Here is a 15523-nt window from a genome sequence, read left to right on the forward strand (position 1 = left end):
AAGTTTATCTGTCAATTATCTACATCCATAAAATCATATGGACTAATACCCTTCATCCCAATCATTGGATGTATGAAATTGACATTTTCTACAGTAAGAATTGCTGTCATTTCATCAGATAGCTCATGGTCCTCATCTTCATATTGTTCATCAACCCTTGTTGAAGGAACTTTTTCTACTTCATCATGCTGTTCTGTTTTTTTAGCTTCTATTGTTTCTACTGTTTGTTCATTATTTAATCGATCACTTAATGTTGTATGTCTCTCTAAATCATCTGTTCTTTGGAATCCATATACAAAAGTATCTGGCTCTCCACAGAGTATTAAAAAATTCTTTGCTCGTGTTATACCTGTGTAGAGTAGATTTTTTCTTAACATTTTAGAATAACTACGCACAATTGGCATGATGACCATTGGAAACTCACTACCTTGCGATTTATGAATCGAACAACAGTAAGCAAGGGTTAGCTGATTTAAGTCTCCCTTTTGGTAAGTAACTTCAATACCATCAAAAGAAACGACAAGTAAATCTGTTTTTTCAATCGTTTCCTTTGCTTTAATAATGGAAATGACTTCACCCATATCACCGTTGAATACATTATTATTCGGCTGATTGACTAGTTGAAGCACTTTATCTCCAATACGATAAATGGTGTCACCAAATGCGATTTCCTTGGTTTTTTCACTCTTTTTGGGGTTAATCAGCTCTTGTAACATTTTATTCAGAGCATCAATTCCAGCACTTCCCCTATACATTGGCGCTAATACTTGGACGTCATGAATAGAAAAGCCCTTTTTTATTGCGCTATTAACAACTTGACCGACCACATTTGCTATTTGATCTTGACTCGCTCGTATAAAGGAACGATCACTTGTTTTTAATGCTAAGTCTTGTGGCACAATTCCTTGTTTCATCTGATGTGCTAATTCAATGATTGAGGAGCCTTCAGATTGTCTGTATACGTCTTTTAATTCAACAGTTGGAATAGCTTTTGATGCTAGTAAATCCTTTAGCACTTGACCTGGCCCTACAGGTGGCAACTGATCTTGGTCTCCTACGAAAATCACTTGGCAATCATCATTCAGCGCCTTTAATAATTGATTGGCAAGCCACGTATCAACCATAGACATTTCATCTACGATAATAAGTCGACCTGCTACTTCTCGCTCTGTATCTCCATCTTTTTCTTGGCCAGTGAATCCTAGTAAACGGTGTATAGTCATCGCAGGTAATTCTGTGGATTCGCTAAGTCTTTTTGCAGCTCTACCTGTTGGTGCTACAAGTACAATTGGGAAGTCTTCGTCTTTTGCAGCATAGTCTTTAGGATTAAGCGATAACCCGTGCAATTCTGCATAGACATCGACGATTCCTCTAACAACCGTAGTTTTACCGGTACCAGGGCCACCTGTTAAAATCATCACAGCCGAATTAATCGCAGTTTCAATCGCCTCAATTTGCGTTTCAGCATAAGATACCCCGAAGCGTTCTTCTGCATCACCTATATGTTTGCGAATTTCAGATGAGGGAAACGCTGAATGCTCTTTGTTTTTTTGCGCTAATTCAGTGATTTTCGTCGCAATTCCTATTTCAGAGTAGTATAGAGAAGGCATATAAATCCTTGTCTCTTCACCACACACTTTTCCATCTTCTCCAAGTTCAATAATACATTTTGAAATATCATCATATTCGATTGAGCAAAGTTGACTGGATTCTAATAATTTTTTTGCTTGGGGTATAACTTCTCTCGCATCTAAAAAAACATGTCCTTCAGATAATGCTGCAGCATTTAATAGATGCAAAATAGCAGCCTTTATGCGATCAGGATGATTCCCAGTGATATGTAATTTTGCTCCTAGCTCATCTGCACGTTGGAATCCAATTCCTTCTATATCTTCTATCAAACGATAGGGATTCTTCTGTAGGATTTGCAGGGTCTCGCCTTCATAAGTTTGATAAATTTTAACAGCTATTTGAGCACCAAATCCCCATTCATTTAATTGAATCATAATACGATCGAGCCCAAGGTTTTGTTCAAGCACAGAGCGGAGAGTTTGCTTTTTGTCTTCCTTTAATCGAGGAATATCATCTAATGCATCTGGATTTTCAATAATCACCTTGATTGCATTGGGGCCAAGCTTTTTCACAATTGTTTCTGCAGTTCGATGACCAATACCAGGAAATAAATCACTAGCCAAATATTGAACGACCCCAGTTTCAGTAGCTGGAATCTCTTTTTCAAAAGTATTAGCTTGAAACTGGAGGCCGTATTTTGGATGTTGCTTTAATTGACCTGTATATCGATACATAGATTCCTCAGAAACTTTTGGAAAATAACCAGTTACGATTATTTCTCTTTCTTTATAATCTGTATTTGTTTCTTGGATTTTCAATTTCACAATAGAAAATAGATTTTGAGCGTTATGAAATATAGTGACAACAGGTCGACCAACAATAAATTGTTGTTCGTCATTAAATAATGATAAATTTTCAGTCAACTCTGTCGCCTTCTTTCAAATTAGTTCTTTTTCATCGCAAGCATATCATGAATATAACGTGCTTGTTCAAATTCAGGTTGTAATGTAAATGCTTGTTTTAAATGATACATAGCATCATCAATTCGTTCAGTGGAAACGGCAAATAACACACCTAAGTTATAGTGTGCATCAGCGTTATTCCAATCTTTGTCGATGACATATCGTAATTCTATTTCCGCTTGTTCAAATAACTCTAATGTACAAAGCAAAATGCCATAAGCTAAACGTATTTGTAAATCATTGGGTGCTAGTTCAGCTGCACGTTGCATATAAGGCAGCCCTAATTTCGGTTGACCTTCATGTTCAAAACTCTTACCAAGCATGTAGTATGCATCTGCTCCTTCAATGCCTTGACGAATGGAACGTTCGTATAGTTTTGCAGCTTCTAAAAAGCGTTCAGAATTATAATATAAATTAGCTAGTCCGTAATAGGCAGTTGCAGCATTTTCATCTAATGTTATTGCTTTTTGGAAAAATCGTTCGGCTCTCTCGATATCATCCATTGAAGCTAGAAGATTACCAAAATTAATGTAACCTACGGGATCATCTGGACTTTCCTCAATTGCTTGTGTAAATGCTTTAGCAGCATCTTCGAAACGTTTTTCTTGAATGGCTTTTACGCCTTCATCGTTAAAATTCAATTGTTTCACCTCTGTTACCCAACATATGTTAATTTTTCACTATTTTTAAATACTTCATCGATTGTTGCGCCACCTAGGCACTCATCTCCATCATATAAAACAACAGATTGCCCTGGTGTAATAGCACGAGTTGGTTCACTAAAGGTTACAAGCCACTTGTCTTCGCCTAAGATTTCAACCTCAACTGGAACATCCTTTTGACGATAACGGAATTTAGCTGTTGCATTAAATTTCTTTGGCATTTCACGATGTGTTGTAAAGCTTGTTTTCACTGCTGTTAAACTTGTAGAGAACAATTTATCATTGTAGAAATTTTGTCCAACTAACAATACGTTTCTCTCTAAATCTTTACCTATTACAAACCAAGGATCACCGTCTCCGCCGATTCCTAAGCCATGACGTTGGCCTATTGTATAATACATAAGACCATCATGTTTGCCCATTACTTTTCCATCAAAAGTTTCCATATTCCCCGGTTGAGCAGGAAGGTATTGGCTAAGAAATTCTTTAAAATTACGTTCACCGATAAAGCAGATACCTGTAGAATCCTTTTTCTTTGCAGTAGCTAGTCCAGCTTCTTCTGCAATTTCACGCACACGAGGTTTTTCAAGTTCACCTATTGGGAACATTACTTTGGAGAGTTGTTCTTGTGAAAGTTGGTTTAAGAAGTAGGTTTGGTCTTTGTTTTGATCGACGCCTCTTAGCATTCTAGTTTCTCCATCACGAATTTCCACTCGTGCATAGTGACCTGTCGCTAAATAGTCTGCCCCTAGTTTCAAAGCATGTTCTAGGAATGCTTTAAATTTGATTTCTTTATTGCACATGACATCAGGGTTTGGTGTGCGACCAGCTTTATATTCTTCTAAAAAGTATGTGAATACTTTATCCCAATATTGTTTTTCAAAGTTTACAGCATAGTAAGGTATACCGATTTGGTTACAAACTTTGATTACATCTTCATAGTCTTCTGTTGCGGTGCAAACACCAAATTCGTCGGTATCATCCCAGTTTTTCATGAAGATACCGATTACGTCATAGCCTTGCTTTTTTAATAGATATGCTGCTACAGAAGAATCGACTCCTCCAGACATACCAACAACAACACGTGTTTGTGAGGGGTCTTTTGTTGCATTCATATTGTTCACCTTTTTTCTATTATTTCGTTAAACGTTTTACGATTTCAATTGTTTTTCTAGCAGCTGTTTGAATATCCGAGATGGTAATTCCATAACCAAAGCTAAAGCGAATTGAGTTACGAAGTTCATCTGCGTCATTCCCATACATTGCAACTAATACATGTGAAGGGTCAATTGAACCAGCTGTGCAAGCAGAACCACTTGAAGTAGCTATGCCTTCCATATCTAAATTCACTAAGAATGATTCAACATCCATTCCAGGGAAGCTAATATTTAATACATGAGGTAAAAAATGCTCTTTATCACCATTCACATGATAAGAGATTTCAGCTTCATCTAATGCATGTAAAAATTCTTTTCGGAATTGAATAAATTGTTGTTGTTTTTCTGCAAAACTTTCTTGAGCAATTTTAGTCGCTTCTGCAAATCCAACGATTGCTGGCACATTTTCAGTACCTGCACGACGTTTTCTTTCTTGCTCTCCCCCAAAAATTATCGGGCGGATTTTCGCGCTTTCACGTTGATAGAGAAAGCCTAAACCTTTAGGTCCGTTTAATTTATGTGATGAAACAGAAAGTAAATCAACTTGAAGCTCCATTACATCAATCTTTTGAATGCCAAAAGCTTGTACAGCATCCGTATGGAAGCTTGCTTGATGATCTTTTAATAATGCACCAATTTCTTTGATTGGTTGTAATGTACCTACCTCGTTATTACCATACATAACGGTAACTAAAATAGTATCATCACGAAGCGCATTTTTTAGGTCCTCAAGTGAGATCATTCCCTTATTATTAACAGGAAGGTATGTTACTTCAAATCCTTCTTTTTCTAATTGTTCACATGTATGGAGTACTGCATGATGCTCGATTTTTGTTGTTATAATATGCTTGCCTTCAGAACGTCTAGCATAAGCTGTCCCCATGATTGCTAGGTTATCTGCTTCACTTCCACCACTTGTTAAAATGATTTCATGATCTTTTGCACCGATAGCATTTGCTAGAACATGTCTTGCTTCATCCAAATACTTTCGAGCATTGCGACCTATGCTATGAATACTTGATGGATTACCAAATACCGAACGCATCACTTCTGTCATCTTATCAATCACTGCTGGATGCATGGGAGAAGTAGCTGCATGGTCAAGATATATTTCTTTCATCGTAAAATCTCCTTTTAAATGTAAAACATATAGCCATCATCATTTTGTTCTTCTGTGTAGGCTGCTAAATCATCAAGTGACGTTTTTTCAAGAACATCTTTTACTGCATCACGCACTCTTAACCAAAGCTCTCTTTGTGGTGGTGCTTCCTCTTCAATTCCTTCTACCGGTTGAATAGGACCTTCAAGTACTTTGATAACGTCTGCTGAAGATATTAAATGTGGTGCTTTTGATAACATGTAACCACCATAAGCTCCACGAACACTTTTCACAAGACCTGAGTTTCTAAGTGGTGAAACAAGTTGCTCTAAATATGCTTCTGATAAATTATTTTGAGCTGCAATTTGTCTAAGTGGAATTGGTCCTTGACCATACTCTTTGGCTAATTCAATCATAATTGTTAGGCCATAACGCCCTTTTGTTGATATTTTCATATATACACCTCTAATAATTAGCTAATTTGTCTAGCTTACAGTATAGCATATTTCCTTTCATTCTACTCGGGAATGATTTATGATTATTATTATGAGTTTAGAAATGATAGGTAAGAAACTAGGTAATACCCGTAATAAACAAGCAAACCATTCCTTACAGATTTGTCCTCTTTGCAGGTATTACCAAGATTTCATCCTATAGGAAAGAGGTGTCCGTTTTGCCAAATGAACCACTCGCATTTCGTATGCGACCACGTAACCTTGATGAAGTTGTCGGTCACCAAGAGATCATTGGTAAAAATACAACTTTATATAAAATGATTAAAAACGGCCATGTTCCATCCATGTTACTTTATGGTGAGCCAGGTATCGGCAAAACATCGATTGCTTTTGCAATTGCAGGTTCTTCTCAGCTACCTTTCTTTGCTTTAAATGCTACTCGTGCAGGAAAAAAAGATGTAGAAGATGTTGTGAATGAAGCAAAACTTACTGGACAAGTTATTTTATTTTTAGATGAAATTCATCGATTCAATAAACTACAACAAGATACATTACTTCCTCACGTAGAAAACGGCTCCATTATCTTAATTGGTGCTACAACCGAAAATCCATTCCACGATGTCAATCCTGCAATTCGCTCACGTTGTGGTGAGATTAAACAACTTAAAAGATTGACAGATGAAGATATTAATACACTTATACTCCGAGCTTTGGAAGATAAAGAAAGAGGACTTGGTCGTTATAAAATCCGTATGACGGATGATCAACGCGCACTAATCGTACAAGCTGCAAATGGTGATGCAAGAAAAGCTCTTACACTTTTAGAATCTGTCTACTATTCTTCAGATGAAGAAAATGATGAAACGATTGTACAAGATTCTATTGTCAAAAATCTAGCAAAACGAATCGGCATTTATGGTGACAAAAAAGGAAGCCATTTTTATAATTTAATTTCAGCATTGCAAAAGTCCATTCGTGGCAGTGATGTTAATGCAGCTTTGTATTATTTAGCAAATTGTTTAGAAAACGGAGATTTAGTCGCTGTTAGTCGACGATTACTTGTAATCAGTTATGAAGATGTCGGATTAGCTGCACCTGAAGTTGGTTCTCATGTTCTCGCAGCTGTGCAGTCCGCAGAAAGATTAGGAATGCCAGAAGCACGGATACCGCTTGCTCATGCTGTTATTGAAATGTGTTTAGCCGAAAAATCAAACTCTGCTATTTTAGCAATTGATGCGGCAATTTCTGCAATCCATACAGGCAAAACTGGAGACATTCCAATGCATTTACGTGATGCACATTATGCTGGTGCAAAAGCTCTTGGAGTGGAGGGATATCAGTATCCACATAACACTCCAATTGGCACTTTCGGTGGGTGGGTCGACCAACAATATTTACCCGATGAACTTGTTGGAACCGAATTCTATAATCCAGTCATTGCAGGGCAAGAAAAACGAATGGCTGGAATTTATGATCATTTAAATGGTTTAAAAAAGAACAGAAAAAAATAGCCTACTGAAGTTTGCCAGTAGGCTTATTTTGTCTATTTAAATTAGTATTTATAAGATTGACCACCATCAATTGGAATAACCGCAGCATTGATAAATCCTGCTTCATCAGAAAGTAGGAATGCAACAAGTGCACCAACTTCTTCAGGACGACCAAAACGTTTCATAGGATTTGGTAGTACAAATTGTTTACCAACCTCTTCCCAGTCATCTCCACCCATTTGACGAAGTGAGCCTTCAACCATTGGCGTCATAATTGCACCAGGAGCAATTGCTTTAATCGAAATACCAAATTGACCGTATTCAATTGCTGAGTTACGTGTTAGACCTACAACACCGTGTTTACTTGCCGCATATCCTGATTGGTTACCAACACCACGGATTCCCCCTACTGATGCTGTATTAACAACTGACCCAAAGCCTTGTTTTTTCATGACTTTTAAAACATTTTTCATGCCATAGAATACACCTTTTAAGTTAACGGAAATTACCTTTTCAAACTCATCTATTCCAAAATCCTCTGTTAGATTTTGTCTTCCTTCAATACCGGCATTATTAAAGAAACCATCAATCTTACCAAATTTTTCTACAGTAGCATTTACATAGTTTTCCACTTCTTCTTCATCCGCTACATTCGCAACAATCGATAAGATTTCAGCGTTTGGTGCAACTTCTAGAACTTTTTTCTTCGTTTCTTCTAAGCCTTTTTCACTTAAATCAACAAGTGCTAATTTAGCTCCTTCTTCAGCAACTTTTAATACTGCAGCTTGTCCCAAACCTGAACCAGCACCTGTTACTAATACTACTTTATCTTCGAAACGATCTTTCATAAAGAAACCCTCCAATAGTAATGTTTTCGCTTACAATTACATTTTACTTTCGGACATAAATTGTTAATATCATCAAAACACTATAATTTGATTAAAAAATAGACACTTTGTTAAGATGTGTTTAGAAAGATTGAAAGGTTGATAATCAATGACCACTCTACATGCCGAACGCACAAAAAACTTTTTTTATGAAGCATTAATTGACCTTGTTCCCAAAAAAGGTTTTAGCCAGATTACTATCAAAGATATTTGTCAACAAGCAGGTTATAATCGTTCTACTTTCTACTTATATTTTGAGGATAAATTTGAACTTCTTCATGAACTAGAACAAAAAGTAACAGATGATTTACTTAGTAACAGTATTAGTAACTATCCGGTAGAAAAGTTTGTTGATGTCGATCAAATGAATGAACATTCCTTTGATTTACTTCATTATATTTACGATTATCGCAGATACTTTTTATTAATTAAGATAGATGATACGCTTCCACATATCCACGCCCAAATACCAAATACACTTAAAATCTTAATGGAGAGATATTTTAGCTTCAATTTTAGAGATAAAACGATATCATCAGATGTCCAATTAACTTATATGGCGAATGGAACAGCAGGATTAATTAATAATTGGATTACACATGATTTTGACAAAACACCTGCTGAGTTAACAATTGAATTTAATAAACTCCTTTATCTTTTCGCTACACGCTTTTCTATCCAAGATTATTGAATTTCACAGAATAAAAATCCGAGTAAGGCATCATCGCCAAACTCGGATTTTTTCTATGTTGTAACCTTTAAGACAGTCTTAATTTTCTGTATTAGTCCTCCTGTACTATAGGTCAACACGCTTCGTTTATAGAAAGAAAAACTTATAAAGAATAACAGCACTACAGTTGCGATTAAGATAATTAGTGCAATTAATGGTTCAGCGGGTGCTAAATCAGTTGCCCCTATGCGAAGTGGCATAACCATCGCTGTTGTAAATGGGAAGTAAGAACAGAATTTCACTAATATTGTATCAGGGCTATACAACCCAGACATTAGTACATAAAATCCCCCTACCCCCATAAACATTGCCGGCATCATTGCTTGACCTGCTTCTTCTACCTTCGAAACAAGTGATCCAAATAAGGCACCCATGATTAAGAACAAGAAAACAGATAATAGGAAATAACTTACTGTATAAAAGACGTAACTTGAAGATAGGTTATGAATAATATTCGTCACATAATCCCATTTTGCTCCTCCGTCAATGGTTAAGAATAACAAGATTAACACAGCTAGTAATACAGCTATTTGCGTTAAAGCCAATAAAAAAGTCCCGGTTATTTTGGCTAAAAAGTGCGTTGAAGGCTTAATACTTGCGAGCAACACTTCTAATACACGCGAACCTTTTTCAGAAGCAACATCTGTTGTAATCATTGATAAAAATGAAATGACAAATGAATAGATGATGGAGCCAACTAAAATGGATGTACCAATCCCAGCGGCTTTTTCTTCTTCGCTTTTACCATTTTCCTTTTCCGCATTCAAATTTTTCATATGAATAGTGGTTTGTGATTCAACGATTTTCGCTGCCTGTTCAGCACTCAAGTTTAATTGTTGTACGGCAAATATTTTCCCAGCATATTGAATCATAGAAGATAGTTTTTGCTGATTTTTAAATTCAAGTGGTGTATATGTAGCAATTTCCGCTTCTAATTGACCGTCCTTTTCAGATAAGAAAACAGCTGCATCAATTTTTTCAGTTTTAACCTTTTTTTCTATGTCCGTTTTATTTTCTTTCGAGAATGTGAACTTCACATCATTATCTGATTTGAAAAACTCTTTAAAATCTTGTTGTGTATTATTGACCATTGTAATTTTAAGTGGATCTTGAGAAAATAACGCATTTTTGATGTCTGACCAGAACAACACGCCACTGATTACCAAAACATAGATTAATACGGAAATAATGAATGATTTTGCTTTCACCTTTTGTTTGTAAAGTTGGGATACTAGAATCCAAAACTTAGACATGCTGCTCACCACCTACCAGGTCTTTGAAAATTTCATCCAGGGATAAATAATCCATACTGAATTTTTCCATATATTCACCTTTCCCAAGTATTTCAAACAATTCTTTTCCATAAGATTCATCTTCTAATAAGAGCGTATGGCCGTCTCTTGTTTGCCTAACGCTTTTTACACCAGGCAACGTACTCAAGGAACTTTGATTCAATTCTGTTCGAATGCTTAATTTTATCTTTCCATATTGCTCTTTTAAATCTTGCAAACTACCTGAGAAAAGAGAGACACCTCGTTTCAAAATGCACAAATGGTCACAAAGTTCTTCAACATTATCCATTTGATGACTAGAAAACAAGATTGTTGTACCTTTGTCTTTTAAATATAAAATTGCATTTTTCAATAAATCACGATTGACAGGATCAAGTCCACTAAATGGTTCATCTAGAATCAAAAATTCTGGTTGATGGATAAAGCTTGCGATTAATTGGACTTTTTGTTGATTTCCCTTAGATAAGGTCTCAGCCTTTGATTTTCGTTTATCCTCAAGTTCAAATCTCTTAATCCAATAATCTACCTCTTTCTTTAAATCTTTTTTTGGCCAACCACGCAATACGCCAAAGAAATACAATTGATCCTCTACTGTCATATTCGGGAAAATACCACGTTCTTCTGGCAAATAACCAAGAATATCTCTATTTACTTTTTTTATCGGTTGTTCGTTCCATGAAATATTCCCCTCTGTAGTTTCCTGCAAATCTAAAATCATGCGAAACGTTGTTGTTTTGCCGGCTCCATTTTGACCGATTAAGCCAAAAATTTCTCCCTTATTTATGGTAAAGGAAAGCTTTTTTACCGCTGTGAAATCATGATACCTTTTTGTCACTTGATCAATTACGAGTGCCATAATCCTTCTCCTCTTATCCGTAATTTCTGAACATATTACATATACGTTACATATATCTAAATGTTTCACTTTTTTTAAAACTTTCTAGTTTATTTTCTATTGTTATTGCAATTTTCAACTATATGTAGCAAGGTATTGATATAAAGTATTTGCAAAGGGGTTGAAGTGAATGCCAAAATTAGCTGGCAAACAAGTTGCACTTCTTGCAGCACGTAAAATAGAAGAGCAAAGTACAATTGTCAAAAATCTAGGAGGAACACCAGTATCTCGTCCATCACAAGGAACCGTATTCTTAAATGATGAAAATGTAAAAGAGCAAGTATTAAACATTATCGAGGGTAATTTTGATTGGATGATTTTAACTACTGGAGTTGGTACAGAGACACTGATCAAAATCGCTGATGAAATGGGTAAAAAAGAGCTTTTATTAAAAGCTTTAAAAGAAATGAATATTGCTGCAAGAGGTTACAAAACAGTAAATACATTAAAAAAGTATCAAATTACACCTATCGCAAGAGATGATGATGGAAGTACTGTGGGCTTAATTAGAGCTTTGAAACATTTCGATTTTCAAAATATTCGTGTTGCCTTGCAACTTCATGGAGATCCAGCACCAAAATTAGTTGAATGGCTTAAAGAGCAACAAGCACAATTTAATGAAATCCTTCCTTATCAGCACATCCCCCCAGAAACAACGATTTTAGAGCAATTATTAGAAGAAATTTTAAACGAAAAAGTTGATGCTGTAAGCTTTACAAGTACACCACAAGTCCGCAATCTCTTCGCTTATGCAGAAGAAAAAGGAAAAAAAGATGAATTACTAACCACCTTTGAAACAAATGTAGTTGCACTATCTGTCGGAAAAGTTACAGGACAAGCTTTAAAGAACCAAGGTGTTCAACGCATCGTCATTCCAGAAGATGAACGAATGGGTAGTGCATTGATGAAATTAGCACAATATTATGATCAACTTGAAAACCAACTTGAAATGAAAAAATAACTTATTATTCATAATAGATAAATATGTAAAAAAAACAAAAGACAACGAAACGATATAATGTTCCGTTGTCTTGTTAAAATATCAAAGCATTTACCAAATATAACTTAAATTATCCTTGTATATGTTGGATATGAATATCTTTTAAGATATCGTTAATTACCCAACTTGCAGCGAATAACCCTACTGTTGAAGGTGTGAAAGCATTTGAAGATGGTGGCATTTTAGCTTTTCTGATTTCCGCATCTGGTTTTCCGACGGTTTGCGCAACATCAGGACGAATGACTACTGGGCTTTCATCAGAGAAAATAACAGGAACGCCTTTTTTAATACCTTCCTTGCGTAATTTTAATCGTATAACTTTTGCAAGTGGATCTGTATGTGTTTTTGAAATATCTGCAATTTTAAAACGAGTTGGATCCATTTTGTTGGCAGCTCCCATACTCGCTATAATTTTAATATTACGTTTCAGACATTCTTTAATAATGTGAATTTTGTATTTTACAGTATCTGACGCATCAATTACATAGTCTATACCATAGCTAAAGAATTTTTCGTATGTTTCTTCAGTGTAGAACATATGCAAATCAATAACTTCACATTCAGGGTTAATATCTGCAATACGTTCCTTCATTACTGCTGATTTTGATTTTCCAATTGTAGATAGGTACGCAACCAATTGACGGTTAATGTTTGTAATATCAACATCATCCTTGTCCACTAATATAATACGGCCAACTCCACTTCTTGCACAGGCTTCTGCAGCAAAAGAACCTACGCCACCCACACCTAAAATCGCAACCGTTGTATTTTTTAACTTTTCTAAACCTTCTTGCCCAATTGCAAGTTCATTTCTTGAAAATTGATGTAACATGTAAACCCTCTCCATCTATCAATAATAATTTTATTTTTTAGTAAACCAAGTAAATAACTCCGAAAAATCTCCAAAACAATTATTAATTATATCACTTATCGTTTGTTATGAAAATATAGTAAAAGTTCAACTAAAGATTACCCCTATTTTAAGCCAAAAAAACCCGAAACATTCATTTTATTCCCTATTGTCTTCTTAGGGAATTATTTCAGAAAAGAAAAAAACCTTTGATTCTATAAGAATCAAAGGTTATTAGTCTCTTTTAGGAACAAATCCCAATCGCGCCGTTGTTTTTTTCAAAATCGCTTTGAACCCGCACTATGCAGGGGGGTGTCGTATTTGAAACTTTAAAAGTCCCAGGTCGGGCATGATTGCCATTTCAAAATCCCGACTCCCAACGATATTATGTTCGGTCAAAACTGATTAAGTTCCAACGCACACATCAGGATTTGTTGTTAAACTTATATTAACATGAACTTTCAGAAAAATCAAAATAAATAATTAGAAAATTTAAAAAAATATTATAAAACTAGCAAACCCCTTGCCAGACTTAAGCTTGCAAGGGGTTTTAAATAAATTTATGCTTTTGATCTTATCCAGCTTCACACGCCAGCCCCTCGAGGATGCACAGGATGTGCACCCGATAGCCGTTGCGCTCGCGTTGTCGCGACTTTAGGCTATCTTCCTTTTACTTGGGGCTTGTTCCACTTTTAATCTTCGTCTGCTAGCGTTTTTGTACGGATGTGTAAATCATCAAGTTGAGCTGTTGATACAGTGCTTGGTGCATCAGTAAGTAAGCAGCTAGCTGATGCTGTTTTAGGGAATGCGATTGTATCACGTAGGTTATCGCGGCCAGCTAGTAACATGATGAATCGGTCAAGACCAAATGCTAAACCGCCATGTGGTGGAACGCCATATTCAAAGGCATCCATTAAGAAACCAAATTGTTCTTGAGCTTGTTCTTGTGAGAAGCCAAGAACTTTGAACATTTTTTCTTGTAGTTCTTTTTCGTAAATACGAAGTGAACCACCACCAAGTTCATAACCATTCAACACGATATCGTATGCTTGTGCACGAACTTCACCAGGAGCTGTTTCCATTTTTTCGATATCTTCATCAAATGGACGAGTGAATGGATGGTGAGCTGCTGTATAGCGGCCTTCTTCTTCTGAGTATTCAAGTAATGGCCAATCAGTAATCCATAAGAATGCAAATTGTGATTCGTCAATTAAGTTAAGTTCTTTACCTAATTTTTTACGTAGAGCACCAAGAGAATCAGCAACGACTGATTTTTTGTCTGCAACGAATACTAATGTATCTCCAGGTTCTGCTTTCATACGATTAACTAATTTTTCGCCAAATTCATCTTGGAAGAATTTACCGATTGGTCCTGTAAGACCTTCTTCAGTTACTTTAATCCATGCAAGACCTTTTGCACCGTAGCGACCAACGAATTTAGTTAATTCATCTAAATCCTTACGAGAGTATTTGTCGTTTGCACCTTTGATGTTTAGACCTTTAACTTGATTTCCAGCTTCTACAGTTTGCGCGAAAACTTTGAAGTTACATCCACCTACAACATCTGTTAAATCGATTAATTCTAAACCAAAGCGAACGTCTGGTTTATCTGAACCGTAACGTGACATTGCTTCGTCATATTTCATACGTTGGAATGGACGTGGAATATCAATACCTTTGATATCTTTCATTACTTTTTGGATTAAACGTTCGTTTAGATCTAAAATTTCTTCTTGAGTTAAGAAACTCATTTCCATATCGATTTGAGTGAATTCTGGTTGACGATCAGCACGTAAATCTTCATCACGGAAACAACGAGCAATTTGGAAGTATTTTTCAAATCCTGATACCATTAATAATTGTTTAAACAATTGTGGTGATTGAGGAAGTGCATAAAATTCACCTTCATGAACACGTGATGGTACAAGGTAGTCACGAGCACCCTCTGGAGTTGATTTTGTTAAGATTGGTGTTTCAACTTCTAAAAATCCTTCTTCTTGTAAGAAGTTACGAATTGTATTCGTTACATCAGAACGTAATTTGAAAGTGTTGTACATTACTGGACGACGTAAGTCCAAGTAACGATATTTTAAACGTAAATCTTCGTTTACTTGAATACGGTCTTCGATTTGGAATGGTGGGTTTTTAGCTTTGTTTATAAGTGTAACGCGATCAACATAAACTTCGACCATACCTGTTTCCATATTCGGGTTAATCATATCATCAGCACGACGACGTACTTCGCCTTCTACTTCAATAACATATTCATTACGGAATGTATCAGCTAAGTCAAGCGCTTCTTTTGAGTGTTCTGGTGCGAAAACAACTTGTACTAAACCTGTACGGTCACGTAAGTCGATGAAGATTAATCCTCCAAAATCGCGACGGCGTTGTACCCAACCTTTTAGAACTACGCGGTTGCCTTCATTTTCGCCGCGTAAAATACCACATTCATGTGTTCTTGTAGCCATT

General features: G+C 36.0%; 13 protein-coding genes and 1 other RNA gene. 3 read left to right on the forward strand and 11 right to left on the reverse strand.

Annotation, left to right across the window (positions count from 1 at the left end; all coding sequences use genetic code 11):
- Nucleotides 1-11: 11 nt before the first annotated feature.
- Genes recD2 through cymR form a run of 5 tightly spaced genes read right to left on the reverse strand, consistent with a single transcriptional unit; the run spans nucleotide 12 to nucleotide 5907 of the window.
- Nucleotides 12-2495: an SF1B family DNA helicase RecD2 gene (gene recD2 / locus ACWV26_RS13480; RefSeq protein ID WP_455895247.1), complete on the reverse strand. Its 2484-nt coding sequence runs from the start codon at nucleotides 2493-2495 to the stop codon at nucleotides 12-14.
- A gap of 20 nt (nucleotides 2496-2515) precedes the next feature.
- The gene (locus tag ACWV26_RS13485) at nucleotides 2516-3175 is read right to left on the reverse strand and encodes a tetratricopeptide repeat protein (RefSeq protein ID WP_455895248.1); all 660 of its coding nucleotides are present in this window, start codon (nucleotides 3173-3175) and stop codon (nucleotides 2516-2518) included.
- Nucleotides 3176-3189: 14 nt separating this feature from the next.
- Entirely contained in the window at nucleotides 3190-4311 is a 1122-nt protein-coding gene (mnmA, locus tag ACWV26_RS13490) for a tRNA 2-thiouridine(34) synthase MnmA (RefSeq protein WP_455895249.1), read from the reverse strand.
- A 19-nt stretch (nucleotides 4312-4330) separates the two neighbouring features.
- The gene (locus tag ACWV26_RS13495) at nucleotides 4331-5473 is read right to left on the reverse strand and encodes a cysteine desulfurase family protein (protein ID WP_455895250.1); all 1143 of its coding nucleotides are present in this window, start codon (nucleotides 5471-5473) and stop codon (nucleotides 4331-4333) included.
- 14 nt (nucleotides 5474-5487) lie between these two features.
- Nucleotides 5488-5907: a cysteine metabolism transcriptional regulator CymR gene (cymR, locus tag ACWV26_RS13500; protein WP_455895251.1), complete on the reverse strand. Its 420-nt coding sequence runs from the start codon at nucleotides 5905-5907 to the stop codon at nucleotides 5488-5490.
- A 218-nt stretch (nucleotides 5908-6125) separates the two neighbouring features.
- On the opposite strand from cymR, the gene ACWV26_RS13505 reads away from it, so the two are divergent.
- A complete protein-coding gene (locus ACWV26_RS13505; protein ID WP_455895252.1) occupies nucleotides 6126-7418 on the forward strand; it encodes a replication-associated recombination protein A in 1293 nt (430 codons plus the stop codon).
- Nucleotides 7419-7459: 41 nt separating this feature from the next.
- Here the strand turns inward: ACWV26_RS13505 and ACWV26_RS13510 are convergent, their stop codons facing one another.
- On the reverse strand, nucleotides 7460-8245 hold the full coding sequence (locus tag ACWV26_RS13510; RefSeq protein ID WP_455895253.1) for an SDR family oxidoreductase: 786 nt from the start codon (nucleotides 8243-8245) through the stop codon (nucleotides 7460-7462).
- Between the two features lie 148 nt (nucleotides 8246-8393).
- On the opposite strand from ACWV26_RS13510, the gene ACWV26_RS13515 reads away from it, so the two are divergent.
- Nucleotides 8394-8975 (forward strand): TetR/AcrR family transcriptional regulator, encoded by a 582-nt coding sequence (locus tag ACWV26_RS13515; protein WP_455895254.1) that lies wholly within the window; start codon nucleotides 8394-8396, stop codon nucleotides 8973-8975.
- 53 nt (nucleotides 8976-9028) lie between these two features.
- Here the strand turns inward: ACWV26_RS13515 and ACWV26_RS13520 are convergent, their stop codons facing one another.
- Nucleotides 9029-10267, reverse strand: a complete 1239-nt coding sequence (locus ACWV26_RS13520; RefSeq protein ID WP_455895255.1) for an ABC transporter permease — start codon at nucleotides 10265-10267, stop codon at nucleotides 9029-9031.
- Complete coding sequence (locus ACWV26_RS13525; protein WP_455895256.1) at nucleotides 10260-11162, reverse strand: ABC transporter ATP-binding protein; 903 nt, start codon at nucleotides 11160-11162, stop codon at nucleotides 10260-10262. The genes ACWV26_RS13520 and ACWV26_RS13525 overlap by 8 nt, the downstream gene beginning before the upstream one ends.
- A 169-nt stretch (nucleotides 11163-11331) precedes the next feature.
- Here ACWV26_RS13525 and ACWV26_RS13530 point away from each other — a divergent pair, with 169 nt between their 5' ends.
- Nucleotides 11332-12162: a uroporphyrinogen-III synthase gene (locus tag ACWV26_RS13530; RefSeq protein WP_455895257.1), complete on the forward strand. Its 831-nt coding sequence runs from the start codon at nucleotides 11332-11334 to the stop codon at nucleotides 12160-12162.
- Nucleotides 12163-12271: 109 nt separating this feature from the next.
- Here the strand turns inward: ACWV26_RS13530 and ACWV26_RS13535 are convergent, their stop codons facing one another.
- The 3 genes from ACWV26_RS13535 to aspS form a co-directional block, all read right to left on the reverse strand.
- The gene (locus tag ACWV26_RS13535; RefSeq protein WP_455895258.1) at nucleotides 12272-13033 is read right to left on the reverse strand and encodes a tRNA threonylcarbamoyladenosine dehydratase; all 762 of its coding nucleotides are present in this window, start codon (nucleotides 13031-13033) and stop codon (nucleotides 12272-12274) included.
- Nucleotides 13034-13301: 268 nt separating this feature from the next.
- Nucleotides 13302-13485, reverse strand: a non-coding RNA gene (ssrS, locus tag ACWV26_RS13540) — 6S RNA.
- Nucleotides 13486-13743: 258 nt separating this feature from the next.
- On the reverse strand, nucleotides 13744-15522 hold the full coding sequence (aspS, locus tag ACWV26_RS13545) for an aspartate--tRNA ligase (protein WP_455895259.1): 1779 nt from the start codon (nucleotides 15520-15522) through the stop codon (nucleotides 13744-13746).
- Nucleotide 15523: the final 1 nt, after the last annotated feature.

The sequence above is a fragment of the Rummeliibacillus sp. JY-2-4R genome (genome assembly GCF_053847205.1).

Excerpts from the sequence above, each read along its gene's own strand:
- mnmA (WP_455895249.1), bottom strand. The coding sequence starts at position 4,311 with ATGAATGCAACAAAAGACCCCTCACAAACACGTGTTGTTGTTGGTATG.
- ACWV26_RS13495 (WP_455895250.1), bottom strand. The coding sequence starts at position 5,473 with ATGAAAGAAATATATCTTGACCATGCAGCTACTTCTCCCATGCATCCA.
- cymR (WP_455895251.1), bottom strand. The coding sequence starts at position 5,907 with ATGAAAATATCAACAAAAGGGCGTTATGGCCTAACAATTATGATTGAA.
- ACWV26_RS13510 (WP_455895253.1), bottom strand. The coding sequence starts at position 8,245 with ATGAAAGATCGTTTCGAAGATAAAGTAGTATTAGTAACAGGTGCTGGT.
- ACWV26_RS13515 (WP_455895254.1), top strand. The coding sequence starts at position 8,394 with ATGACCACTCTACATGCCGAACGCACAAAAAACTTTTTTTATGAAGCA.
- ACWV26_RS13520 (WP_455895255.1), bottom strand. The coding sequence starts at position 10,267 with ATGTCTAAGTTTTGGATTCTAGTATCCCAACTTTACAAACAAAAGGTG.
- ACWV26_RS13525 (WP_455895256.1), bottom strand. The coding sequence starts at position 11,162 with ATGGCACTCGTAATTGATCAAGTGACAAAAAGGTATCATGATTTCACA.
- ACWV26_RS13530 (WP_455895257.1), top strand. The coding sequence starts at position 11,332 with ATGCCAAAATTAGCTGGCAAACAAGTTGCACTTCTTGCAGCACGTAAA.
- ACWV26_RS13535 (WP_455895258.1), bottom strand. The coding sequence starts at position 13,033 with ATGTTACATCAATTTTCAAGAAATGAACTTGCAATTGGGCAAGAAGGT.
- aspS (WP_455895259.1), bottom strand. The coding sequence starts at position 15,522 with ATGGCTACAAGAACACATGAATGTGGTATTTTACGCGGCGAAAATGAA.